Source organism: Halanaerobium saccharolyticum subsp. saccharolyticum DSM 6643 (assembly GCF_000350165.1).
GTDB lineage: Bacteria > Bacillota > Halanaerobiia > Halanaerobiales > Halanaerobiaceae > Halanaerobium > Halanaerobium saccharolyticum.
Genome location: NZ_CAUI01000005.1, coordinates 735,299 through 760,823, shown reverse-complemented (window position 1 = coordinate 760,823; position 25,525 = coordinate 735,299). Strand labels below are relative to the sequence as shown.

19 protein-coding genes are annotated in these 25,525 nt (G+C 31.9%); all 19 read right to left on the bottom strand.

The features are described 5' to 3' along the window. Positions 1–130: 130 nt before the first annotated feature. Positions 131–1,114 carry an ABC transporter permease gene (locus HSACCH_RS03900; RefSeq protein ID WP_005487999.1) on the bottom strand — a complete coding sequence of 328 codons (984 nt, stop codon included), beginning with the start codon at positions 1,112–1,114 and terminating at the stop codon, positions 131–133. Next, positions 1,114–2,613 (bottom strand): sugar ABC transporter ATP-binding protein, encoded by a 1,500-nt coding sequence (locus HSACCH_RS03895; protein WP_005487997.1) that lies wholly within the window; start codon positions 2,611–2,613, stop codon positions 1,114–1,116. The genes HSACCH_RS03900 and HSACCH_RS03895 overlap by 1 nt, the downstream gene beginning before the upstream one ends. 3 nt (positions 2,614–2,616) lie before the next feature. After that, a complete protein-coding gene (locus HSACCH_RS03890; RefSeq protein ID WP_005487995.1) occupies positions 2,617–3,624 on the bottom strand; it encodes a LacI family DNA-binding transcriptional regulator in 1,008 nt (335 codons plus the stop codon). 88 nt (positions 3,625–3,712) lie between these two features. Further along, positions 3,713–4,696 carry a glycyl-radical enzyme activating protein gene (locus tag HSACCH_RS03885; RefSeq protein ID WP_005487994.1) on the bottom strand — a complete coding sequence of 328 codons (984 nt, stop codon included), beginning with the start codon at positions 4,694–4,696 and terminating at the stop codon, positions 3,713–3,715. Positions 4,697–4,725: 29 nt separating this feature from the next. Then, positions 4,726–7,146, bottom strand: a complete 2,421-nt coding sequence (locus tag HSACCH_RS03880) for a glycyl radical protein (protein WP_005487993.1) — start codon at positions 7,144–7,146, stop codon at positions 4,726–4,728. 666 nt (positions 7,147–7,812) lie between these two features. Beyond that, positions 7,813–9,075: an MFS transporter gene (locus HSACCH_RS03875; RefSeq protein WP_005487992.1), complete on the bottom strand. Its 1,263-nt coding sequence runs from the start codon at positions 9,073–9,075 to the stop codon at positions 7,813–7,815. A gap of 80 nt (positions 9,076–9,155) precedes the next feature. Further along, positions 9,156–10,448 carry a sensor histidine kinase gene (locus HSACCH_RS03870; protein ID WP_005487991.1) on the bottom strand — a complete coding sequence of 431 codons (1,293 nt, stop codon included), beginning with the start codon at positions 10,446–10,448 and terminating at the stop codon, positions 9,156–9,158. Further along, the gene (locus HSACCH_RS03865; protein ID WP_005487984.1) at positions 10,445–11,134 is read right to left on the bottom strand and encodes a response regulator transcription factor; all 690 of its coding nucleotides are present in this window, start codon (positions 11,132–11,134) and stop codon (positions 10,445–10,447) included. The genes HSACCH_RS03870 and HSACCH_RS03865 overlap by 4 nt, the downstream gene beginning before the upstream one ends. Positions 11,135–11,183: 49 nt before the next feature. After that, a complete protein-coding gene (locus HSACCH_RS03860; RefSeq protein WP_005487982.1) occupies positions 11,184–11,945 on the bottom strand; it encodes an ABC transporter ATP-binding protein in 762 nt (253 codons plus the stop codon). 42 nt (positions 11,946–11,987) lie between these two features. Continuing rightward, positions 11,988–14,315 (bottom strand): ABC transporter permease, encoded by a 2,328-nt coding sequence (locus HSACCH_RS03855; RefSeq protein WP_005487981.1) that lies wholly within the window; start codon positions 14,313–14,315, stop codon positions 11,988–11,990. 144 nt (positions 14,316–14,459) lie between these two features. Beyond that, a complete protein-coding gene (locus HSACCH_RS03850; protein WP_005487979.1) occupies positions 14,460–15,419 on the bottom strand; it encodes a carbon-nitrogen hydrolase family protein in 960 nt (319 codons plus the stop codon). Positions 15,420–15,579: 160 nt separating this feature from the next. Then, the gene (locus HSACCH_RS03845; RefSeq protein WP_005487977.1) at positions 15,580–16,041 is read right to left on the bottom strand and encodes an RDD family protein; all 462 of its coding nucleotides are present in this window, start codon (positions 16,039–16,041) and stop codon (positions 15,580–15,582) included. Positions 16,042–16,233: 192 nt separating this feature from the next. Next, entirely contained in the window at positions 16,234–17,049 is an 816-nt protein-coding gene (locus HSACCH_RS03840; RefSeq protein ID WP_005487976.1) for an alpha/beta hydrolase, read from the bottom strand. Between the two features lie 11 nt (positions 17,050–17,060). Further along, complete coding sequence (locus HSACCH_RS03835; protein ID WP_160162750.1) at positions 17,061–18,656, bottom strand: ABC transporter substrate binding protein; 1,596 nt, start codon at positions 18,654–18,656, stop codon at positions 17,061–17,063. A gap of 140 nt (positions 18,657–18,796) precedes the next feature. Then, positions 18,797–20,752: a thioredoxin domain-containing protein gene (locus HSACCH_RS03830; RefSeq protein WP_407635722.1), complete on the bottom strand. Its 1,956-nt coding sequence runs from the start codon at positions 20,750–20,752 to the stop codon at positions 18,797–18,799. Positions 20,753–20,984: 232 nt separating this feature from the next. Continuing rightward, a complete protein-coding gene (gene larC2, locus HSACCH_RS03825; protein ID WP_005487973.1) occupies positions 20,985–21,464 on the bottom strand; it encodes a nickel pincer cofactor biosynthesis protein LarC2 in 480 nt (159 codons plus the stop codon). Positions 21,465–21,491: 27 nt separating this feature from the next. Continuing rightward, positions 21,492–23,270 carry a hypothetical protein gene (locus HSACCH_RS03820; RefSeq protein WP_005487971.1) on the bottom strand — a complete coding sequence of 593 codons (1,779 nt, stop codon included), beginning with the start codon at positions 23,268–23,270 and terminating at the stop codon, positions 21,492–21,494. Between the two features lie 111 nt (positions 23,271–23,381). Next, positions 23,382–24,854 (bottom strand): diguanylate cyclase, encoded by a 1,473-nt coding sequence (locus HSACCH_RS13545; protein WP_005487970.1) that lies wholly within the window; start codon positions 24,852–24,854, stop codon positions 23,382–23,384. A 113-nt stretch (positions 24,855–24,967) separates the two neighbouring features. Next, positions 24,968–25,366 (bottom strand): phosphatidylglycerophosphatase A family protein, encoded by a 399-nt coding sequence (locus tag HSACCH_RS03810; RefSeq protein ID WP_235043987.1) that lies wholly within the window; start codon positions 25,364–25,366, stop codon positions 24,968–24,970. Between the last annotated feature and the right edge of the window lie 159 nt (positions 25,367–25,525).

Here is a 25,525-nt window from a genome sequence, read left to right as displayed (position 1 = left end):
CCTAATTTAATATAAAAACTGTTTCACCCTTCAACCTAACTCTAAATCCCCTTAGATCTAGTTAGTAACATAATATATAATTAAATACATATATTATCTTTAGTTAACAAACATAACTTATAAATAAATTTTAATCTCTTTTCATTTTATCAAAAAAGACTGCAACAATAATTACAACACCAATAATTATCTGCTGATAAAAGCCCGGAACATTTAGGATAGATAAACCATTTCTTAATGTTCCTAAAATTAATGCTCCAACTAAAGTACCTAAGATACTTCCCTGACCTCCTGATAATGCAGTACCCCCAATTACTACTGCAGCTATCGCGTCTAGTTCAAATCCACTGCCCGAAGTTGGTGAAGCATAATTTAATCTGGCTGTCAGCATTATTCCACCCATAGCAGCAAATAAGCCACTAAAAATATAAGCTGAAGTTTTAACTGCCTTAACCTTTATTCCAGATAATCGAGAAGCTTCACTATTATCGCCAATTGCATAAATATATCTTCCTAGTTTATGTTTTGTTAATAAAAAGTACATTAGAGTATAAAATACAGCTACATAAATGATAAATATAGGTATCCCAAATACAGATGCCGAAGATATTACTCCAAAAGATCTTGGCAGCATTGAAACGGGTCTTCCACCATTAATTGCAAGTGCCCCACCTCTGGCAATACTCATCATTCCAAGAGTTGTTATAAATGCCGGTACCTTACCATATGAAATAACAAAACCATTAATTAATCCGATTATTGCTCCCATTACAATACTCAAAAATAGAGCAAGAGGTACTGCAATACCAAGATCAACCATCATTATACCAAGAGCAATACTTATAAAAGCTGCAATAGAACCAACACTTAAATCTATACCCTCAGTTAAGATAACAACCGTCTGACCAATTGCTATAATAGCTATAATAGAAGACTGAATAATAATATTTGAAACATTTGAAACTGTAAAAAAAGATGAACTGACAACTGAGAAAATTGCAAATATTATCAAAAAACCTAAGTAAATACCATAATCACTCAAATAATCCAGAACAGTCTTATCATTAGCTAAAAAACCACCGTTCATTGTTTTAGTATTATCTAGCGTAGACATTATTTTTTTCCTCCCCCAACTGCTGCAGATAATATTTTCTGCTGGCTTAAATTTTTAGTATTCTTAAATGTATCAACCAAACTGCCATCTGCCATAACCATTATTCTATCCGAAATTCTTAGCAGCTCTGGTAAATCTGAAGATATCATTATTATTGAGGATCCATCCTGTATTAGCTGATCCATTATCTCGTAAATTTCTTCTTTAGCACCCACATCAATACCGCGAGTAGGTTCATCAAAAATGTATATTTGAGCCTGCCTGCATAAACCCTTTGCAATAACTACTTTCTGCTGATTTCCTCCACTTAAAGTCAAAGCTTCTGTATGCATGTTGGGAGTCTTAATGTTTAGATTCTTAATTAAGTCATCACAAATCTGTTCTTCATGTTTTCTTTTTAATACACCCTTATTTGTCACTCTTTTCAGAGAAGATATGGTTATGTTATTTCTTATACTGTGCCCTAAAAATAAACCTTCATCTTTTCTGTCTTCACTAAGATAAAACAGATTATTTTTTATTGCATCAGCAGGTGATTTAAATTCAATTTCCTGACTATTTAAGTATGTTTTTCCAGAATCTTTCGAATATTCACCTATTAGTGTTTTCACTAACTCTGTTCTACCTGCCCCTACCAATCCAGATACTCCGAGAATTTCCTTTTCACAAAGGTGAAAAGATACTCCTTTAACTTTGTCTTTGTAATTTAAATTTTCTACTTTCAGTACTATTTTATCTGGAGAACAAATATCACATCTTTTTTTATCTCTATTTATTTTTCTACCTGTCATCAAGTTGACCAATTCTTCTTTAGAAGTTTCTTTTAGTTCTACTGTATCAATATATTTGCCATCTCTTAAAATAGTACATTTTTCTCCTACTTCTTTAAATTCCTCAAGTCTATGGGATATGTAGATAATTCCAATTCCTTCTTCTTCAAGCTGATGAATAATCTCAAATAATCTTTTAGTTTCTTTATCTGTCAGGGTAGCTGTTGGTTCATCAAATACTATAATATCAGAATCAAAAACAAGAGCTTTAGTAATTTCAACCATCTGTTTCTCAGCAATTGTTAAGTCCTTGACCAGCGTACCTGGGGTAATATCCAATCCGACAAAATCCATCATTTCTTTAGTTTTAACAATACTTTTTCGTTTATTAATAAAGTTAAAAGAATTTGTTAATTCTCTACCCAGAAAAATATTTTCATATATAGTTAGATTAGGTGCCAGTTGAAATTCTTGATATATAACACTTATTCCATACTTAAATGCATCAGAAGGTGATGCTATTACTGCTTTTTCACCATTTATATATATTTCTCCCGACTCAGGCTGATGAGCCCCGGATAAAACTTTGATTAAAGTTGATTTGCCTGCTCCATTTTCCCCAAGTAAAATATGAGTTTTTCCTGATCTTAAGTTTAAATTAACTTTATCAAGAGCTTTTACACCAGGAAAAATCTTTGTAATATTTTTCATTTCTAAAAGTTGGCTCACTTATTATTCCTCCCCACTTTTTAGTCTTCTACAAGTTTCGCCAATTAAAAATTCTCCTGAAATTTCTTTAACTGTATTTCCTTTTACCCCTCCTTCAATCATCGATATTAAACCATTTATGGATGTTTCGGCTATTCCATGAATATCCTGTTTAATTGTGGTTAGTGGTTTATAAAGTGCCTTAGACACTCCGTCAAATCCTATCAGAGATAATTCATTAGGAATATCTATATTTAAAGATAAGGCTCTTGCTAATAATCCTTCGGCCATCAAATCATTACTGCAAAATATAGCTGAAGGCAGCTCACTTAATGAAAGAAAATAATCAAGTGCTTTTGAACCGCTTTCTCTTTTGAAATCACCCTGGTAAATATAATCATCACCTACAGGAAGTTCATATTTTTTTATGATGTCAAGATAACCTTTTTTTCTTTCAATTGAGGTCTTAACATCTTTAGGACCACTTACAAATGCAATCTTTCTATGGTTTAAATTCACTAAATATTCAATAGCTTTGGCAACACTTTCTCGGTTATTAGTTGTAACTCTTAAATAAGGTAATTCGCAATCAAGATCTCTATCAATACAGACCAAATACATATTATTATTCAATTTATTAAAATGATCTGTAGAAATACCTTCTGTCATTATCAGACCTTCTATCTTATTTTGATTAATATAATTAATATACTCCAATTCTCTATCCTTATTATTTTCTGTATCACAAATAATCAGGGTATAATCTCTATCAAAGGCCATTTTATTTAGTTCTTTTATTAGTTTTGCATAAAAAGGGTTATCAATATCATAAATAAATAGGGCCAGGGTTTTGCTTTTTTTGGTCCTAAAACTCTGTGCCAGTCCACTTGGCTGATAATTGTGCTTTTTAATTACCTCCATTACTTTTTTGCGGGTTGATTCAGAAACTTTTTCGGGAGAATTGATAACTCTAGAAACTGTAGCCGTTGAAACATCACTCAATTTAGCTATATCACTGATTGTCAGCGCCATTTTATCCACCTCTTTATAATAATTTAGGGTTTCTTATTTCCTTGCGACTCTTTGATTATATAGGATTTAAGTCGATATTGTAAAATATTTATTTACTGTCAATACGAACCTTAACTCCGATTTTTTCCCCTAACTCAACAAAATGGTTGAGGTCCTTTTTTTTCACAGGCTCTAATTCTTTTAACTCATAATCAAGACCCAGACCCTCATATTTTGCAGCTCCTAAACGGTGATATGGCATTATTTCGATCCGCTTTATCTTATCAAACTGTTTTAAATATTTATACATTCTTTTTTGTGTTTCTACTGCAGAATTGTGTCCCGGTATATATGGAATTCGAATTATAATTTTTTCTTCTTTTAAATTATTATTTAACCAAAGAAGATTTTCTTTAATGATTTGGTTGCTGACTCCTGTGTACTCTTGATGTTTATCGTCATCAATATGTTTAAAATCATAGAATATTAAATCCAGATAATCTACTGCAGCCGCCAAACATTCTTGAGATGTATAGCCAGTTGTTTCAATTGCTGTATGAATATTTTCTCTTTTAAAAGCCTTTAATAATTCCACTGTAAATTCACATTGAAAAAGTGGCTCTCCCCCAGTTAAGGTAATTCCGCCTCCAGAATTATCATAAAAACTTCTATCTTTTCTAATTAAATTTAGCAGATCTTCGATACTTTTTTCTTCCCCAACTGTTTCTCTTGCATCATGTAAACAGGCTTCTACACAATCTCCACAATTGACACATTTTGCTTGATCAGTTACTAAACCAAAACTATCATCTTCATTGATTGCATCATACTGACAACTTTTAATACATTTACCACATCCCACACAGTTGTTTTTATAATAAATAATTTCAGATCGGAATTTCTGCGATTCTGGATTTGCACACCATTTACAGCTAAGAGGACAACCCTTAAGAAATATTAAACCTCTAATTCCTGGTCCATCTCCTGTAGCAAATCTCTTTATATCAAATATCATACCCTTTAAATTTTTAATTTCTTCTGTTTTGTTGTCACTATTATTTTGTAGAATATGCTTCCGATCTGAAATAGTCATCTTCAATCTCCTCACATTAAATTTATAATCTATGCAGTCGCTTCATCAAATTTTGTTCTCTGGATTATATCTTCTTGAAGATCTTCGTTTAAGGGAGCAAAAAAGGCACTATATCCTGCTACTCTTACCATTAAATCTCTATAGTTTTCAGGATTCTTTTGGGCATCGAGCAGTGTTTCGGTTCCAACCACATTAAATTGCACATGATACTGTTTATTTTCGAATAAGGTTTTTACAAGTGCATAGACTCTTTTTTTACCTTCTGCTGTTTTTAAAGTGCTTGGGCTCAGCCTTATATTAAATATTGCACCTTTCTGGAACCAGATACTGGGCAGTTTACTAACTGAATTAATTGTTGCTACTGCACCATTTCTTTCTGCCCCAGTTGAAGGTGAGACACCATTGTTTATTGGTTGCTTTGCTTTACGTCCATTTGGCAGTGCACCAACAAAATTTCCAAAAGCTACATTTCCTGTTACTGAGCTTTGACTGAGTGCATAAGTTCCAGGTACTGGTCCCTTTCCATAACGAGAATTTTTATACTCATTATGCATGGTAGATCCCATAAAATCATTAATTTCTACTGTCCATTTATCTGCCTTATCATTATCATTTCCAAATTTAGGTGTTTTATTTTTCAATAATTCCTGGATTTCAGGTCCGGTAGGAGTTGTTGTTAAATCTTCAAAATTACTTGCTAGAGCATGTTCAAGTTCTTCTAAAGTAATCCACTTATTATCAAAAACTGCAGTTTCTATTGCTGCCAGCGAATCGCCAGCACTCATAGCACCAACTGTTGGGCCGCCATCTGCTGAATAAATTGATCCTCCCTCAATTAGTGACTTAGCTCTACCAATACAATCTTCAATTAATGAGGAACGGAAAGCATTAATATCATTTTGTTTATGAACTTCGTCATTTAGATGCTCTACAGCTACAGCCAGATCCATATAATAGTGCAGCTGTTTTTTAAATGCTTTCATAATTTCATTCATATTTTTAAAATCACTAAGTTTTCCATCACCAGCTAGTATTTGGATTCCACTTTCTGGATCTCTACCATTATTAATAGTTAGTTCAAATATTTTTGCAGTATTTATCCAGGCTCCTTTTGCAGCAAAATCCCATTTGCCCGGTATTGAAGCTTCTATACAACCAACTGGTGCCCAATTGTAAAGATCATCATTAGCGATGCCCATATTTTTAAGCATTCTCATTACACCAGGATCATTATATAGTGCAGGCTGTCCACCTGAGTGATTATCTACCACTTCTAAGGCTCTGTGCATAAATTCTTGATCTGTACCTTCAAACCATTTTAAAGAGACTGAGGGTTTTGGTAAGCCCATTTCTTCGGTAGCGTTTAAGATTAAATATGTTAATTCATTGACTGCATCTTTACCATCGATAGTCTGTCCTCCTATAGCTAAATTTTCTGCCATATGATAACCTGGGAAAAACTTGGCTCCACCCCAGGGTCTCAGCTTATTTACTTCATTTGCTTTAATAAAAAATGATTCAATGATTTCCTGAGCTTTTTCTGCAGTAATTCTACCTGCTTTTAGATCAGCCTTGTAATAAGGATAAAGATATTGATCAAATCTACCTAGAGAGATTGCATGACCATTACTTTCTATTTGAATTGCAAGATGAACAAACCAGACCGCCTGTACTGCCTGCCAGAAATTCTTAGGTTTATCTGCAGGAACTACTCTACAGTTTTCAGCCATTTCTAGAAGTTCTGATTTTCTAAGCTCATCATTAACTTCACTGCTTAATTTTTCAAGTTTATCAGCAAATCGATGTGCAAAACTGATTACAGCTTTATTAGTTTTAATAACTGAATCTAAAAACCATTTTTTCTTTGCTGCACCCGGTTCTTTTAAATCCAATTTTGATAATTCATTTTCTGCTTTTTTAATATATCCGTTTAATCCATTTTCCAGTACAAGTTCATAATCAGGAAGTATATTACCAAGTCCACCCTCTGAAACCCAACCCTCATCAATTGCTCCCATATCCCAGGCCTTTTTGGCTTCATCAGAAATTAAATTTCTTAAATTTTTGAGCACAGTTTTACCCTTCCAATAATCAATTATTTCTCTCAATTCATTTTCAGTTTTTTGAGTGTAATTAAAATCATCATTTGGGCGTTCATTAAAGTAATAGGGCTCACCATTTAATTCGTCTTCAATCCATTCTACAGAATATTCTGGAAAAACAGGAGCAGATCTAGGACTGCTGGCCTGATTACCAACTATAAGCTCTCCCTTTCGAATATATAAACTCATGTTTTCCAAAACTTCTTTGAAAGATTCAGCCCTTCTTAAAACAATCGGACTACCTTCAGTTTTTTTCATAGACTCAGTAAAATATCTAGCTCTTTCCGTACAGATTTCTGGTGTAGTATCTAATAATTCATTTCTAAGCCTTTTTGTTCTTTTTGTCATTTTCTCTTCCTCCTTAACCTTATAAAATCTTGAAATTTAAACTAATGTAATTGATTACATTTTAAATTAAAAAAATAAACTTTTTATCCGTTCATATTTTTTCAAATACTTTGTAAACATTATAAATAAAATGAATAATAGAATTTAATTCCCAAATATAAGTATTTATAGGATATTTATTATGATTTATAAAATATTAAAAATTATCTGTCAGTTCATGTAATTGATTACATTTAAAATTATAAACTAAATTTTTTTAATTGTCAAGTAATTTTTTAAATTATTTTAACTTTATAAATTATTGCTTAATTTTATACTTTATGCCCACATCCAATAATTAATTTTTTAGATGTGGGCATAAAATATTTTTTGCTATATTTATTGTCTAGATATTAATTCTAGGGAAATTAATTTATCTAGCCTGCAAAAAAAGATACAGTTACTGTCAAAACAGTGATCATAATCAAAATTGAATTTTTATTTTTTCTCAAAACTTTTTCTGATACTAACATTTTATACTATTTTTGCTCTGGTATAAAATGTTATAACTAAATCTACCGGCAGTATAAGTAATCCTTATCATCATTTTTATAAATATTACTTTAATAAAAAAATAAAGCCCCTCTCAATAAGAGAAGAGCCTCTGGGTATTTATCAAACTGCAATTTAATTTTGGTAAACAACTGAAAATTTAGATTCGATAAATTTCGAAAAAATATTTTTGGAATAAAAAGCTGTCAAAATACTAAAAATAGCTGTCAGAAAAACAATTACATTAATCGAATAGCTAAAGTGTTCGAATACAAAACCATAGATTGCCTGACCAAAGGGCAGTGTACACTGACTGATAACCAGAATATAGGAGATGACCTTGCCTATTAAATGATCTGGAGTCTGCCGCTGGATAAAAGACATCATAATTACAGTAAAAACAGTTATTGCTGAAGACATTATAAAAGTACTGATTAAAATTACATAATAGATCAGCATTGGAGTAAAATTAAAAGAAAATACAGCGGCAATAGGCAGCAGTCCAAAAGCTGCCAGAGCTAAAAATTTATATGAATCAGGGGCCCCCACCTTTTTGCCTAAAGAACCTGCAGCCAGAGCTCCTGCTATCATGCCAGCTGCCATTGTTGCTTCTGCAAAACCATAAAGCTGACTGCTTAGACCCAGAGCAATTTTGATCATAGCCGGCAGTCCAACTAAAATCATTGAGGTTAAAAATAAATTCATGGCAGCAGTGATAAACATAACTTTCAACATAATTGGATTATCCTCGCGAATAAATTTTAAACTCAGGCTCAGATCAGAACTGATAATTTCAAAAATCCCCTGCCTGCTCTTTTCCCGCTCAAAGTTAATATAAATAAATAATTCCATTACTGCAGCCAGCATAAATAATAAGACAGCTGTAAACATTAAATCCTGAATACTAAAAATTGAATAAAGAACTCCAGCCACCACCGGTCCCATCAGACTGGAAATGGCATTAACCAGGCTGACTATCCCATTTGCTTCTTCTAAATTAGATTTAGAAACTATAACCGGAATGCTGGCCTGCACTGCCGGCTGATAAAAAGCTTGGATTACAGCAAAGAGAATCATTAAAATTGTAATCACTATTACTGCTGACTCCTGCATAATTAAAAAAGCAAAAATACCTATAATTATCGCTGTTAAAAAATCAAGTGAAACCATTATATTTCTGCGGTTGCATCTATCTGCCAGAATCCCACCTAAAGGTGAAAAAATTATAGGTGGCACTGCTGCTGCAGCCAGAATAATCCCAAAAACTGCTGTGGAACCTGTTAGATCTAAAATATATAGTGGCAGGGCAAAACGCAAAACTGAATTGGCAAAGATTGAAATCAACTGTCCCAAAATTACAAGTACAAAATTTTTATTAAAAAGGTTCTTATTTTCCATTAATTCATCTCCATATTATTTAACTTCTACTGAACACAACTGCCGGGCTTAATTTTTATTTTCAATAATTTAGATTAAATTTAGGCTATTTTAAAGACCAGAACTATTTTAACACCTTCAGCAGTATTTTGAGCATAAATATCTCCCTTTAAAGAAGTCATGATTTTTTTAGAAATAAAGAGCCCCAGTCCAAAACCAGACTCAGCCTCAGCATTTGAGCCCCGGTAATAGCTGTTAAATATATGTTTTAACTCTTTTTCAGGAATATGAGTTCCTGTATTCTCTAGTTCTAAAAGCTGATAGTAATCTTCCGAACTATAACTTAGATTTAATTTTTTTAAATCACCATATTTAATTGCATTATCTACAATATTGTTAAAGAGCTGATCGAGCAAATTAAGATCTGCCTTTAAAAGTAGATTTTCTGGTGGACTTTCCGCCTCAAATTTAAGAGGCAGCCTTTCTGTTTTTTCAGAAATAATATTAATCAGTTTAGAATGAATCTCGTTTAAGTAAAGCTCCTGATTTTCAGCTTCAAAACTATCAAATTCTAAATCTTTTTCTGAGGATTTAATTAATTTCCGGCTCAGTCTTTCTATTTCATCAGTTCTTGAGATTATAATTTTTAAGGCTCTTTTAATAGCTTCTGCTTCTGTGTAAACTTCTTCTTCCAGAGCTATGGCATAGTTTTTTATAGTACTGAGTGGAGTTCTAATATCATGTGCCAGACCAGCCACCATTGTTTTGTGGTCTTTTTCAAGCTGATAATTTTTTTCTTTTTCTGCTTTTAATTTTTCCTGCAGCATATCGAGACCCCAGCTAAGTTTTTTTAAATACTTATTTTTAGTCTTAATCTTAAGTGATTTTAGCTGTCCTAAGGCCATTTTTTCCGGCAGTTCTGAAGCATTTTTAAGTGGTACAATTATTTCTTTTTCATTTTTATAATAAAAACTTAGAAAAAAGCTAAAAATTAAAGTCAGCAGTAAGCCAGCATAAATAAAATTAATGAAAGAAGAATTTTCATTTAGCTGAAGCTGATATCTAACCAGCTGCTCTTTCCCAGCCAAATATCTATAAAGATAACGATAATCATCTAATTCTACTGCTAAAAATTCCTGGGCTGTATTCTGATTTAAATTTTTTAGATCTATAATTTTTACTGCAGTTATATTTCCAAGTTCTTCTGAACTAAAATCTGAAAGCTCAAGCTCTCGGTTTAGATTTTCCAGTTCTTGAGTCTCAACCCAGTTCTGAATTCTATTGATATTTACCAGATAATCCTGGCTCTGAAGCTCCGCTTGATTGACTGTAAAATAAAGAAGAAATAAGGAAAGTATCCATAATATAAGGCTGATCATAATTATTTTTTTCATGATTCTGCCTCAAATCTGTAACCTATACCCCAGACTGTTTTGATAAGTTCTGGTTTTTTAGGATTTTTTTCTATCTTTTCTCTCAATTTATTGATATGAACTGTCAAAGTTGAAAAATCGCTATCACTATCAATTCCCCAGACTTGATTAAAAAGTTTATCTTTATTTACTACCCGACCTTTGTTCTGGATCAAAATTTTTAGTAATTCAAATTCTTTAACTGCCAGATTTACAGGTTGATCATCAAGATAGAGCTGTCTGCCGCCAAGATCAAGCACAATATTAGCCGCTCTTATTTTACTCAATTTAAGCTGCAGTTCATAAGCTCTTCTCAACTGGGATTTAACCCTGACAAATAATTCTTTAATTGAATATGGTTTTTCTAAATAATCATCTGCTCCAAGTTCAATCCCGGTAATTCTAACTTCCTCACCTGTACGGGCACTGAGTATTATAATCGGTATATTCGACTGCTGCCTTACTTTTTCACAGATAGTCAGACCATCAACTCCAGGCAGCATAATATCCAGTATCAGCAGCTTTACTGAGTCTAAATTTAAACTCAGATAATCTAGTGCTTCCTGCCCATCATTAATTACTTTTAATAAATAACCACGACTGCCAAAATAATCTTTAGTTACTCGGGCCAGCTCCTTTTCATCTTCAACCATCAGTATCTGTTCCACAGATAATCACCCCGCTAAAATCTCTTTTTTTCTTATTTTTTAATTAGCTTTAAAATCCCATATTTATAAGCCACTTCGATAAAGTGCTTTCTCTTTCCTTTAACTCAGAATTTTCATTGAACTTATCTAAATTATACTCCCCTTCAATATTCCCGTCAATCATATAAAGTATTCTTTGACTCTGAGCTGCCACCTTAACATCATGAGTGACCATCATAATTGTAGTTCCTTCCTGATTTATTTTCTGCAGGACTGACATTACAACTTCAGCTGCACTGGAGTTTAGAGCACCTGTTGGTTCATCTGCAAAAAGAATCTGCGGCTGATTAATTAAAGCCCTGCAGATTGCTGCCCGCTGCAGCTGTCCCCCAGATACCTGAGTGATTTCATTTTCTGCCAGTTCAATAATCCCTGTCTTTTTCATTAGTTGATAGGCCCTCTCTTTAATCTTTTCTCTTTTTTCGTCTCCTGCCATATAAGCGGAGATAATAATATTATCCATTATCCCTAAATTTTTAAGCAGATTTATCTGTTGAAAAACAAAACCCATTTTTTTTAATCTAATTTCTGCCAGCTGAGCTTGACTGAGCTGACTCAATTTTTCCCCTGTAAAAACTACCTCACCAGCTGTCATTTTATCCATCCCACTGATATTATAAAGCAGAGTACTTTTTCCAGAACCTGAAGGTCCCATAACAGTTAGAAATTCCCCTTTTTTTACTTTAAGATTAATGTTTTTAAGTACATGCTGCTGTCTTCTATCCAAAAGATAGGTCTTAGAAAGATTTTTAGCTTCCAGTATATTTTCCATTCTTATTCCTCCTCTTAATTAGTAAACCCCTCAACTTTAGTCTTATTCCAGATTAATATCGGCAATACTTAAATCTTTTGTTGATTTTAGGCTCCAAAGCACAGTCAGACTTACAATCACAATCAAAAGCAGTGGAATCATAATATAGGCCTGCAAAATATTTATCTTAAAACTGATTTCAGCAGCACCAACAATTGTTAAAGCAGCACTTATTATTTTTTCTCCCAGAGTATTTGCAGTTATAGTTCCCAAAACTATAGCTAAATTTAAAACAAATAATGCTTTTGTTATATATTCTAATTTAATATTTTTTAAAGAAATTCCTATTGCTTTTTTCACTGCTATCTGTGATTTGTCTTTGGCAGTCAGCATTTTGATAAAAAGTGAGGTAATTAAAACTGTTATTAAAACTACAATCAAAAGGGAGCTAAAAGTCAGCAATTTAAGCTGGTCAATTGTATTTTTAAAAGTCTGCTGAAAATATTCCTCCGGATCTGTTATTTTAACGTCTTTAAAATTCGCTTTATATTCTGTAATTTTTTCGCTTATATTTCCACTAATATCTAAATTGATAGTATACCAGGCAGCACTGCTTAAATCAGCATTGATATTTGCCTTAGCAGTTTTACCACCATCAGTAATATCCTGATAAACACCTGTAATCAGCATCTGGCGCTCTTTGTCATCAATTATTATTCCTATTTTATCTCCAACTTTTTTATTTAACTGATCTGCTATCAGATAAGATAGCGCAATTTCGTTTTCTAGTAGAGGGGCTCCACCCGCTAAATAATCAAGTTCGAAAATTGAAAAATCTCCGGTCTCAATCATTAAATTTTCTGCCATACCTTCCTGATTTATTATTTCGTACTGGGAAGTTATATAAGGAGCAAATCTCTCAACCTCAGCATCAGCTTGCAGATAATTAATAATCTCTCTAAAACGTCTTTCTATATTCTCAGACTGTCTGATATCTATTATAATATCGCTTTTACCAACTCCCATATAACTGATGAAATCTGCTGACTGAATTGTATTCAAAAAATTTACCGGCACTATAATTATAAAGGTACTTAGAATAAAGACTATAAATAAAATTGCATAAAGCCTGTATCTTAAAATTACATCTCTTAAGCCTAAGAAAACACTGCTGTTTAAATGCTTATTTTTAAATAGTGAAAATTTGCTGCGGCTGAAATTTAAATTACCTCTACTTCCCATTCTAATTGCCTCTACTGCTGATATTTTTTTGAATCTCCTGAGAATTATCAGAGAAAATATAATTACAAAAAGAGCAACTGTAAAAGCTGCCAGCAGAGGAATCAAAATTTGACTTAAACTCTGTGGTGGTCTGCCGCTATAAAGAGCAATATTTTTAGCAAAAATTCGGCTGAAAGCTAAAGATAAAATATATCCCAGCATGGAAGCTGTTAGTGCCAGCAAAAGATATTTATAAAAATAAATTTTCTTAATCATTCTACTTTTGATTCCTATTGCTTTCATAACTCCAATTTCTCTATAATCTTCTTCTAGTGTCAAAAGGATTATAAAGCGCAGACATAAAAGAGCAATTAAGTTAAGTAATAAACTAATCAAAATTATTACTGCTGCAACCAGACCATCAGTAACTGCATTAGCCATTTTTAAAAGCTGATAATCGATTGTCGGCCCTTTTTTTGGCAGTTCAGAACGGCTGTATTGATCTCTAAACTGAGCCAGCTGATTTAAATTATTGAGCTGAAAAGCAATCTGATATTCTTTTTCTCCCAGCGACCTTAATTTTTCGAAATCATTAGCACTGACAACAAAGCGTTTAGAACTGATTATTGAGGGGTTCATCTGCACATCTCTGACAAACGCAGTTATTTTAAAGTTATACTGCCCTGCAGCCGCTTCTACTTTTAAGCTGTCTCCCAATTTCAGATCAAGGCGCTGCAGATAGTAAATTGGAACTGCAATTTCTCCATCATTCACTTCTATTTTCTGATTATCTAAATTAAGCAGATAATCAAAATCCTGATTCTGTTTAACAAAACTTAAATCCATTACAGTATCACTTTGAGATAGGCCATCATTGAAAAAAATTTCAGAGCCATCGATATTTATCATTTCTGCAATATGATAATTTTTAACATTTTCATTTTCCTGACTCCAATTTGATATTTCTTCCTGCTTTAGATTACCAGAATGCGACTGTATAAAATGAGCTGTAGATGATTTTTCAAATAAAGCTACAATAGAATTATTTAAGTCAATTAACATTCTTGAGCCACCTGCTATCAGCAGTGCTGAAAGCATTATAAATATAAAAACTGCTCCCATAATCATTTTTTTCTTTAAAAGATCATTTTTAATAATTTTATAGATCATTAATTTCACCCCTGTTTTACCTGATATCAAAAGTATAACACTGTAAATATTAAGAAATCCTTAACTTTTTAAAAAAAATAAAAAAACTCTTCTCAAATTAATGAGAAGAGCTTATAATAATTAGCTATTTAATTAATCATTTAATTAATCATTTTTCCATTTAACATTTTCCTGTTTCTTTTCATTTACAATTAATTGAAAAACATCCGGTCTGGAATAATGACCATTAACATCAAAATCAAATTTACTTTTTGTAATTAAGTCTAAATCTAAATCAGCAAATAAAATATCTTCTTTATCATATACTGGTCCAGCTATATAATCTCCAGTAGGTGATATTATAGCACTTCCACCTCTACACATTAATTCTGGTGAAGACTCTAATTCGTCATAACATGCTAAATCTTCTGGATACATATCTTTAGTTACAAATTGATTACAGGCCAGAACAAAGCATCTACCTTCTAAAGCAATATGACGCATTGTACACTGCCATTCTTCTCTGGAATCAGCAGTAGGAGCAACATATATTTGGGTCCCCTTAGCATAAATAGCAGCTCTTGCCAGCGGCATGTAATTTTCCCAGCAGATTAAGCCTCCCATTTTACCATAAGGAGTATCAACTACTGTTAAAGTACTGCCATCTCCTTCTCCCCAGATATATCTTTCAGAACCGGTAGGTTTTAATTTTTGGTGTTTGCCAATTAATTTCCCTTCCGGGCTAAAATATAAAACAGTACAATATAATGTGTTTGTAACGGAATCTTCTTTTTCGATAACTCCAATTACTAAATAAATATTATTTTCTTTTGCTAACTTTGCTAATTTTTCAGTTGTATTACCGGGTACCTGAACTGAATTTTTCCAGTAACGAAACCAATCTTCTTTTCCCTCTTTGGAACGACTGCCAACTGTTGTTTTAAAGCTCAGTCCGCGAGGATAAGCTGGAATAAAAGCTTCTGGAAACACAACAATTTCTGCACCATCTGCTGCAGCTTGATTAGTTAAGGAAATTACTTTTTCTACAGTGGCTTCCTTATTCATTATAACTGGTGCTGCCTGTATAACAGCAACCCGAACCTGATCATTATTAACTTTAGTCATTTACTATAATCCCCCTTGATATTAAGATCAATCTTGTAATATCTAGAGTATATCATAAAATAGTTTAAAAATGAAACATAGGAATTTATTGTATTATATAATTATTTTGCTCCGGCTGCTTTTAAAACCGCTCTTACCTAAAAATATTGAAATTATAATTTTAAGTGATTATTTTTTCCTCTAATTCTGTAGATTTAAGCTTAATTACCTGGGTGTTAGCCCATTTATCGCCTAATCTGCGTCCATCTTCGTCTGTCAGAAAAACAATTAGCTCTACTAAGGCCAAAATCAAAGCAAGAGTGGGACCAATAACCCAACCAATTACAGGGATAATTGCTATGAAATTTCCAACTGTTAACGGCAGATTTCTTTTTGCTGAAATTGAGAGATCTATTGGCTGCTCATCAAAAGTTACTATTTCTAAATTCATAATTTTTTTGCCAATACTTTTATTTTTCCATTCATCTTTTTGAGTTATCTGATACATCAGACCATCTTTAAATAATAAATAGAGAGAACCAAAAATTGCACCTACAAAAGGAATAAATACAGGCAGCCAGGAAATTAAACCATCAATCATAAATGCTAATATACGTGGAAAAAGATCTGCTTTTTGATTCATAAACTCTCCTCCTTAATATCTTTCATACATTAAGCATATCAAAATAATCTCTAATATTGCTGGATTGGATATCTAAAAAATATCGAATTTTTTCTGATAAAGCCTTATTGGTAAAAATTAGTATTAAATTAAAAAAGCTCCCCTCAATTAAGAGAAGAGCTACTCAGCTATACTTTAGATTCAATTATCTGCTTAAATTCGATCCTCAATCCAATGAACTATATCTTTAAAAACCTCTTCTTTTTCTGGCGCATTCAATATTTCGTGATATAATTCTGGATAGATTTTAAGCTCTTTATCTTTGGAAGCAATCAGCTGATTTAACTTTTTAGAACAACTGGGATCTACTATCTGATCATTTCCCCCGTGTAAAATAAGAACTGGATAGTTATATGTTTCTAAATTATCGACTAACCAGGGAATTCCCTCCTCCAACATTATTTTCATCAGTTTGAGAGTAGTATATTCTGATACATAAGGATCAGCTGCATAATCTTCTACTACATATGCTGAACGCGAAATTAAATCTCCTAATTCATTTGGCAGCTTCATATCGGGATTTTCTTTTAAACTTAACTGCTCAATTTCTTTAAAAGCATCAGTTTGATTAGTCCACCCACCGGATAAAATTTGTCCATCTAACTTAGCCGGATATTTAACACCATAGCCTGCTGCAATAAAACCGCCCATGCTGTGGCCTAGCATAAAAATTGGAAGTTCTGGATTCTCTTTTTTAGCAATTTCATAAACTGTATCAGCATCATCAAGATAAGTATTAAAATCGTCAATATAGGCCTGAGCACCATCAGATCTACCATGACCTCTATTGTCAAATCGGTACACAGAAAAGCCTTCTCCATTTAACCTTCCAGCTGCATAATCATACCTTCCCTGATGTTCATCTAAACCATGAACAACAATTATTACTGCCTTAGGACTTTCAATTAAATCCCTGCGTAAAAACATTTTTTCGGAATCAAAAGTATCAACATATTCACTATTATGCATTTTTTACCCTCCTAGATTTCTACTCGATCTCTACCCTTTGCCTTAGCTTTATATAATAAATCATCCGCTCTTTTTATAAGCTGATGACCTAGATCATCTTCAAATTGAGCTGCTCCACAGCTTATTGTTATACCTGATTCTAAGCCACTAATTTGAGTTTCTTTTACTGTTTTTCGTAATTTTTCCGCTACTAAATATGCCTGATCTAAATCTGTTTCTGGTAAAATTATTAAAAATTCTTCTCCACCATATCTACCTACAAAATCTATATTTCTTGTATTTTGTTGTAATATATCACTTAATATTTTTAATACTTTATCTCCAAACTGATGTCCATGATTATCATTAACTTTTTTAAAAAAGTCTATATCGATCATTATTACGGAAAGATTTCTATTGTATCTGCTTGCCTTTTTTATTTCAATCTCAAGCAGATCTAAAATATGTCTTCTATTAAATAAATCTGTTAGTTCATCTGTGATAGTCATCTTTTCTAATTCTCTAGTTCTTTGCTTGACTTTCTGTTCAAGTTCTAGATTTAACTTATCCAATTTCTCTTTCTCTTTATTTTTTAAATAATATATAATTATTAGAATTAAAATTATAAAAATCAAAAATGCTAGTCCCCACAGTAGATATCTATTATTTTTTTTAAAAAAAGAATCAGGTTGATTAACTATTCTGCTTCCTGCAGGCAGATCATTTTCTGTTATATTATATTTTTTTAATTCTAGATAATCGAAATAAAAATTACTACCTTTGTCAAATACTATTTTTTCACGGAAATCTTGTTGACCGTTAATAATTTTTTTTGCCATTAATGCAGCTTCTTTACCCTGAGCTTGAGCAGAAATCAACTTACCTCCTAATATCCCTTTGCCCAGATAAAAATCCCAGGCACCATAAATAGGATTTTTACTCACTGATTTAATTATATCTATACCCTGATTATACGAAATAAAATTACCAGCTCTATCTCTATTAAAAACTAATAAATAAATAACATCATTTTGATCTAAACTAATTAATCTATTTTGTAGGTCATTAAGTGTAAAAGTATCCCAGATTTCATACTCTATTTTATTTTTATAATCTTTTAAAACAACTTTCAGTTCTTCCTGAATGTTTTTACCGGTCAGAGTTTGATCATTAATAATAATCAACTCATTCAAATTAGGATGCAGTTTTAAAATTAAATCAATAATTTTTCTGTGGTCGGCATTTTCAACGATTCCGCAGATATCTTCTTTATTTACTAAAAAATTACTATTAAAATTATTGACACCACAAAATACTATCGGTGTTTTAGGATATAATTCTTCACCATATTCTAGAATAAAATTAAAAGCTGCATTATCTGAAACAATTATTACATCAAAATTAATAATTTTAGCTTTTTCCCTGTAGAGAGAGATTAATTTATCATAGTATTTTTCACTATAATTTCTTTTTGCATCTAGATATTCATAAAATATTTTAACTTTATCATTATAAGGAAAAACCGATCTTATCCCTTCCGAAATTTGATCTGTCCATTCTAAACCCTGATGATAAGAATGCAGTACAAGAATTTTTTTCTGTGCAAAAACATCTGAGCTTAAGATCATAAATAAAAAAATTAATATTAAAATTATAATCAATGGTTTAATTCTAATCACCCCCATTTTTGCGGGCTTCAGTAACTTTTAATCTAAAATGATAATCTCAAATATTTTAAAAAATTACTTTTTCAGCTGCTAAACTCTGCTTAAATATCTGAAATTATATCATTTAAATCATCAGTTATTTCACCACAGACAAAATTACTGCATAAAGAAAAACCACTTTTATCAGACGCTAAACTAGAATTCAACAGTATTTTAGGATTATAATTATGACGCAGATAAGCTAACAATTCCTTAACTTGAGGATCATCTAAACTTCCATATATATTAATTTTTTTAAAAGGATTTTCTAAATATTTTAATGATAGCAGCATATAAATATGGCTGACCGGTGATCTCATTATTTCCGAAGCAAAAGAACTTAGCATCTGATCAACCTTTTCTCTTAAATCATAATTATCTAATAAGTGAGAAAGTTTTAGCATATTATAAGAGGCGATTGAATTAGCTGAGGGTATGGCACTATCTTCATTTTTTTTCTGTCTCAAAAACAGTTCATCATTTTCAACTGCAGTAAAATAAAAGCCGCCAGATTTTTGATCCCAAAATCTATCAATCATTTTATTGACTATTTTTTCTGCCCTAATTAAATACTTATTTTTTAATGTTGCCTGATATAACTCTACAAAAGCCCACAATAAATATGCATAATCATTGAGATTATCAACTTTAGAAAAACTATCCTGATAATAACTATGAATTAAATTGCCAGATTGATCTCTCATATTTTCAAAAATAAAATCAGCATTTTTTTCGGCCATCGAAATATATTCGGGATTATTAGTTACAAAACCTGCCTTTGCTAAGCCGGCGACAGCTAAGCCATTCCAATCAGTCAATATTTTTTTATCTTTAGCCGGCCTTATTCTTTTTTTTCGCTTTTCAAAAAGTTTGGCCTTTATTTCTGGTAGCTTAGCAAAATCTTGAGCCTGCTTGAGGCTTAGGGTAATCCTTTTTTGATTCTGGACTTTAAATACTTCTAAAAATTCTTGATACTCCGTTTCCGAAAGGATATTTTCTATTTCTTCTTTTTCCCAAAAATAAAATTCACCTTCAATTCCTTCACTATCAGCATCTTCTGCAGAATAAAAACAACCATTTTCGTCTCTCATCTCTCTTTTTAAATAAGCAGCTGTTTTATTTATTGTTTCTAGATAAATATTTTTGTTTGTTATTTGATAGGCTTCAGCATAACTGTAAATTAATAAGGCTTGATCATAAAGCATTTTTTCGAAATGGGGAATATCCCATTCGCGGTCGGTTGAATAACGGTGAAAGCCACCCCCAAGCTGATCAAATATTCCTCCAGCTCGCATTGAATCTAAACTTGTTTCCGTCATCTCTAAATATTTATTTTCAGAATTTTCTTGCCATTGATCTAATAAAAAAATCAAATAATGAGGCATTGGAAATTTAGGTTCACTGCCAAAACCAGCATATTCTTCATCATAAATTTTGCTTAAAATATTTAGTGTCTCAGTTATTATTTCCTGATCAAGTTCTAAATTTTGCTGACTATTATTTTGTTCTTTTTTAAGATGATTAATAACATTTTGAGAGCTGTTTAATAATTCTCCTCGATCATTCATCCACAAGTCATAAATTTGTGGTAACAAACTTAAAAGTCCTTTACGACCATATTTATCTTCTCTTGGTATATAGGTTGCAGCAAAAAAAGGTTTTTTATCAGCTGTCATAAAAATGCTTAAAGGCCAGCCACCACTGCCGGTCATCGCTTTACAAACATCCATATAAACCTGGTCTATATCCGGTCTTTCTTCTCTATCTACCTTTACTGCCACAAAATATTTATTTATCAAAGCTGCTGTTTCTTGATCGGTGAATGATTCTCTTTCCATTACATGACACCAATGACAGGTCGAATAGCCAATAGATAAAAATATTGGAACACCACGTCTTTCAGCTTCATTAAAAGCTTCTTCACCCCAGGGATACCAGTCAACTGGATTATCGGCATGTTGTTTTAAATAAGGACTAGTTTCATTTTTCAGATGATTAAAAGCTGCCAATTTAGTCACTCCCTTATATTTGGAAAATATTTTTAATAAACCAATTTCAAAATGTTAATATCTTAGTTATATAAATTATTTTATACTACTTAAATTCAACAAAGATGAAAAAAGTCCTTTTAAGTTATAATAGTTAATCAAGATAGTTTTAGCAAAAAAATTAAAAAATGAGCCAGGCTAATTTATTGCTGGCTCATTTCTTAGATGAAAGATTTTACAAGTATAGTTAATTGAGTGTAGTTTAAATTTCTAAATTCACTTTTATATTTTGATTTATTATTTTTTTTGTCACCTCGCTTTCAACAATTGTTTTTAATTCATTAAAAGAATATATATCACTTTGGTTTGCTATTAATCTTATATCTTCATATTCTGCTTTCAGAGCAAGAAATTCTTGATTTTTATTAAATATTAATTTAACCTTTAGATCATATTTTTTAGAATCAAGTTCAACTTTTACTTTTTTAAATTCATAATTATAAGATATATGATCTTCTTTTAAAATTCTAATTCCAATGGTTCCAGTTTCTCTGACTATTTCATTGCTGACAGATTCAACATTAGCTTTTGGTAAGTCAACTAGAAAAATATGCTCTTGTCTACCCTTTTTAGTAATAGAAGGTATTACATGAACATTTTTTGCTCCTTTTTTCATCAATTTTTCTATTACAAAAGGAACCTGTTCATTAGTTATATTGTCTACATTGAACATCAGTAGCATATATATCCTCCAATATAATTATATATTTTATTCAATATCTGCTATAATTCTTTCAACTGTTTTTCCAACTTTTTCTGCCTGTTTTTTTGCTCCAGGAATTGCAGCCGTTATTTCAGCCCCGTTTTCAGCTCTTTCTGCAGCTTCTTCCACATCAAGTTTACCCATTGCTACAGCAACAGCTGCCGGAACAATTATATTAATCGTACAACAGCCAATATACATTAGTTCTTGAGCTACTGCAGAAGCAATAGTAATTGGAGCAGATAATTCTTCTTTTTTATTTAGTACAGCATCTGGAACCACTTTGTGAGCTAAACCTTCTAATTTTATTTCTTGACCATCAATAGTGATAATAGCATCTATATCAGCATCAAATCCCCAGAATTTCTTTGCAAATGGATTATCTCTATGAGCTCCACCTTTTAATTTAGTAAATTTAATTTTAATATCTTTACCAAACATGTCACTAAATACCTTGGCAGAACTTTCTTCAACTTTTTTCAGTCTTTCTTGATCCATCTCATAACAAATATCCTCTATTTCTTTTCCATTATCAAACTCCTCATATGCTTTTAAAGCTCTTCTATATATCGCATTAGTTTTTACACCTTCAGTTGCCTCTATAATTGCTCTGCTAACAAGACCTGGATAAACATGATCAGCTTTATGAGCAACAGTATTAGCAGATACTGAAGAAATTTCAGGATCAAACCACTGAGTATTTTTTATATTTTTAATTACTTCAACTGTTTTATCTAAATCACCCTCATTATCAATCAATACATTCATTGAGACAACACAATCCGATACTAAATGTGCTAAGGGAGGATTTACTGGTCCACCACCATAACCAGCTCCAATATTTGGTGCTTCTTCAAAAGCCGCCAGCATTTCATTAAAGGTCATCATTCCAACAACAGTAGGCGCTCCAATATCTTTTAAAATCATTCCTAAATCTCCTATTAAAGTTGCAGTATCATATTCTTTTCTGCTGCCTCTTAAATGAAGTGTCTCAGGAAGTCCCGCAGCTTTAACAGCACCTTTACCAGCTAAATAACCTGTTCCTTTTTTGAAGAATGCTGCATGCTCTTCACTTATCATTCCATCAGGATTAACGATTTCTAATACAGCCGCTGCAGAAATCATTGCACACATTATTGGTGAAGGAGAAATTCCAGCACCTCTATAAGTTTTTTGCATAGCTTCAACAGCAATTTTAGTTCCATTTAGAGTTATATCCTCATAGGTAATATCTTCTCCCAAAACACTGTGTCCATAAACTGCTCCGCCAGCTACAAATGCAGGAACATCAGCGCCGTCTACCCGACAGAGTTCACCATTTTGCATTGCAGTATATAATGCCTGAACTGCAGCAAATCCTGACACTTTATTTGTCAGTTTTGAAGTTGGTATAGAAGCAACACCTGTCCTTTGAGCTCCGGCTTTCATTCTTGCCATTGCACCAAGCTTTCTGTTACCTGCTGGTACACCAGCACGTGCATCAGTCCCCACGATATTTAACAATACAGCCGAAATTAGTGCAGCATTAGCAGGAGTGGCACCGGCTTTTTTTGCTGCTTTGATTCCTTTTTCTAAAATATAATCGACAGGAAGATCTGATAAATTTGCATCTTTTAACTTAATATTTCTTCCATCTAAAATTTCTTTTGTCATTGCATTAGCAGATGCAAAAGCAGCCATATTTAACATACCATGTCCATGAGCAAGGGCTTCAATTCTATCACTAGTCGTGTTTTGAACATTTGAATTTATTGCACCCATCACAGCAAATAATTCTTTTTGCATTAAAACGTCCCCCTCATAATTATTTTATTTCAAATATTCTAACTATTTTAATAATTCAAGATTATATAAGATTTTCCTTTTTTTAAAAAAATAATTATTTAAAGTTAGAAATTATTTGTTTTCTTTATCCTTATATAGCTCTTTATCTGCCTTAATAAATACTTCTTCTAAATTATCAGAATGATTTTCTTTAGCAGCAAAACCAATCGAAATACCCAAATTTTTATATTCTTTTTGTTCTCTAGCTTTTTCTTTTATTCTTTCACTAATTTCAGCTGCGATTTCTTTAGGCGTTTCTGGAAGTAAAATCGCAAATTCATCTCCACCAATTCTGGCAACTATATCCTCATCGCGAAAATTATTTTTTATGATTTCAGCCGCTTTGATAATATATTTGTCTCCAATTTTATGACCGAAATTATCATTTATGTATTTTAAATCATCTAAGTCACCAATTATTATAGAAATTGGTATATTTCTTGATTGATTAAGTCTTTCCAATTCTTTCTCGAAATATCTTCGATTATAAAGCCCTGTCAATTCATCATGAAAAGAAAGGTATTTAAGTTCTATTTCTATTTCTTTTTCTTTACTGATATCATTTGCTGCTATAATTACCTCTGAAACAGCTCCAGCCGCTAAAATGATTTCAACCTTGTATTTTAGATAAACATCTTTATTCCAGTGGGTAGTATAATTAATTTCGCCTTCTAGAACTTCCTGATAATCAGATGCTAAAAATTCATCATTCCAGATTTCTTTAACTTTGTTAATATTATTTAAGTTAAATTTCTTTACTTCCTCTTTATTTGGAGCTCCTAACAACTCAACCATATCTTGATTTACATCTATTATATTACCTTTGATGTCACAGGTTAATAAGCCAACTGGACTGTTTTTAAATAATTTTTCATATTTGCTTTTACTTGTTTTTAATTTCTTGCTCAGCTTATAATAGCTGACTAATAATATTAAAATACTCAACAAAAAAACAAAAAAGAAAGCACTTATAAACTTATTATCAATTAAAAATTTTGCCTTTTCAGTCCAATAATAACTGGATATTCCAAAACTATTTTCTTGCTCAGGAGTTGGAAAAACAAAATACAGCAGCTGCGATTGATTATTTATATTTCTGCCATATGAGATATCAGTCATTAATTGAGGATATTGAAGTTGGTCAATAATCTCAGTTCCATCAGTTGCAACTAAACTAATAGTTTCTCCATTATTGCTTAGTTTAAAATTTGTATGCAGTTGACCTTCATCGGTTTCGTCATCGGTCCAAATTAATAAAAGACCACCTGGTTCTATTATAAAATCTTGATTTGGATTAAACTGCCAGCGATTTAGATTATCTGTTTTATCAGATAAATAATAACCGGAAAGATTTACTGGTTGATCACTAATATTTTTTAATTCTATCCAGTCTTCAAAATCAGAATCACTGTCTTGAATAGTTGCTTGGTTTGAGGCCATTATTTCATTAATTATAATTTTCTCTGCTAAAACTGCTGTATTTATGGAAACAATAAATATAATAAGTAATAAAAAAAGAAAAATAAATCTTTTGTTTAACTTCAACTGCAGTCCTCCTACCACTTTTATAATAGTTAATTTTTTTGTGTATAATAAAATATTGAATCAATTATATCATTTTGATCCAAAAATTAAAAATAGTAAATAAACTAAGCTGATTATTCTGTTCCATCTCCATGAGCATAACGGCTGGCAGCTGCTGCAGCAATACCGGCAACAAGATCATCTAAAAAAGTGTTAACTTTTCCATCTTTTTTAGTATCAAGTTTTTTTATTATTCCAAATTTCTTTTTATCTAAAAATCCATAACTAGTCAAGCCAATAGTCCCATAAAGATTTACAATTGAAAGTGGAATAATCTCATCTATCCCATAAAGTCCTTCATCAGTATCTATGATACTCTGAATAGGGTCTGGCAGCTGCTTTTTCTCGGCCAGCTGATCCAGAGCAACTCCTTTTAAAATTGCATGGGCCACCTCACGCTTTTTTAAAACAGCATCAACGTTTTCAAGACAAATTTCCAAACTTATATCAGGATTATAAGGTTTTTTTGACATCCTCCCCGCCCGTTCGTTAACACTCACAAACGAGGATTCCTAAAAGAAACTTTCACCGAAACTCTCTTTTGTATTACGAAAAGCTAGTTTCGATATTAGGCCATCGAGGCCGTCACGAGGTTGTCGAATGATTAGAAGACAGTCTATTTCTAGTAGCCC

What these genes read in the sequence shown, in the direction of transcription:
- HSACCH_RS03890 (WP_005487995.1), bottom strand. Translation starts at nt 3,624, where the DNA reads ATGGCGCTGACAATCAGTGATATAGCTAAATTGAGTGATGTTTCAACG.
- HSACCH_RS03880 (WP_005487993.1), bottom strand. Translation starts at nt 7,146, where the DNA reads ATGACAAAAAGAACAAAAAGGCTTAGAAATGAATTATTAGATACTACA.
- HSACCH_RS03900 (WP_005487999.1), bottom strand. Translation starts at nt 1,114, where the DNA reads ATGTCTACGCTAGATAATACTAAAACAATGAACGGTGGTTTTTTAGCT.
- HSACCH_RS03850 (WP_005487979.1), bottom strand. Translation starts at nt 15,419, where the DNA reads ATGACTAAAGTTAATAATGATCAGGTTCGGGTTGCTGTTATACAGGCA.
- HSACCH_RS03810 (WP_235043987.1), bottom strand. Translation starts at nt 25,366, where the DNA reads ATGTCAAAAAAACCTTATAATCCTGATATAAGTTTGGAAATTTGTCTT.
- HSACCH_RS03885 (WP_005487994.1), bottom strand. Translation starts at nt 4,696, where the DNA reads ATGACTATTTCAGATCGGAAGCATATTCTACAAAATAATAGTGACAAC.
- HSACCH_RS03820 (WP_005487971.1), bottom strand. Translation starts at nt 23,270, where the DNA reads ATGCAAAAAGAATTATTTGCTGTGATGGGTGCAATAAATTCAAATGTT.
- HSACCH_RS03860 (WP_005487982.1), bottom strand. Translation starts at nt 11,945, where the DNA reads ATGGAAAATATACTGGAAGCTAAAAATCTTTCTAAGACCTATCTTTTG.
- HSACCH_RS03835 (WP_160162750.1), bottom strand. Translation starts at nt 18,656, where the DNA reads ATGATCTTAAGCTCAGATGTTTTTGCACAGAAAAAAATTCTTGTACTG.
- HSACCH_RS03875 (WP_005487992.1), bottom strand. Translation starts at nt 9,075, where the DNA reads ATGGAAAATAAGAACCTTTTTAATAAAAATTTTGTACTTGTAATTTTG.
- HSACCH_RS03840 (WP_005487976.1), bottom strand. Translation starts at nt 17,049, where the DNA reads ATGCATAATAGTGAATATGTTGATACTTTTGATTCCGAAAAAATGTTT.
- HSACCH_RS03845 (WP_005487977.1), bottom strand. Translation starts at nt 16,041, where the DNA reads ATGAATCAAAAAGCAGATCTTTTTCCACGTATATTAGCATTTATGATT.
- HSACCH_RS03870 (WP_005487991.1), bottom strand. Translation starts at nt 10,448, where the DNA reads ATGAAAAAAATAATTATGATCAGCCTTATATTATGGATACTTTCCTTA.
- HSACCH_RS03855 (WP_005487981.1), bottom strand. Translation starts at nt 14,315, where the DNA reads ATGATCTATAAAATTATTAAAAATGATCTTTTAAAGAAAAAAATGATT.
- larC2 (WP_005487973.1), bottom strand. Translation starts at nt 21,464, where the DNA reads ATGCTACTGATGTTCAATGTAGACAATATAACTAATGAACAGGTTCCT.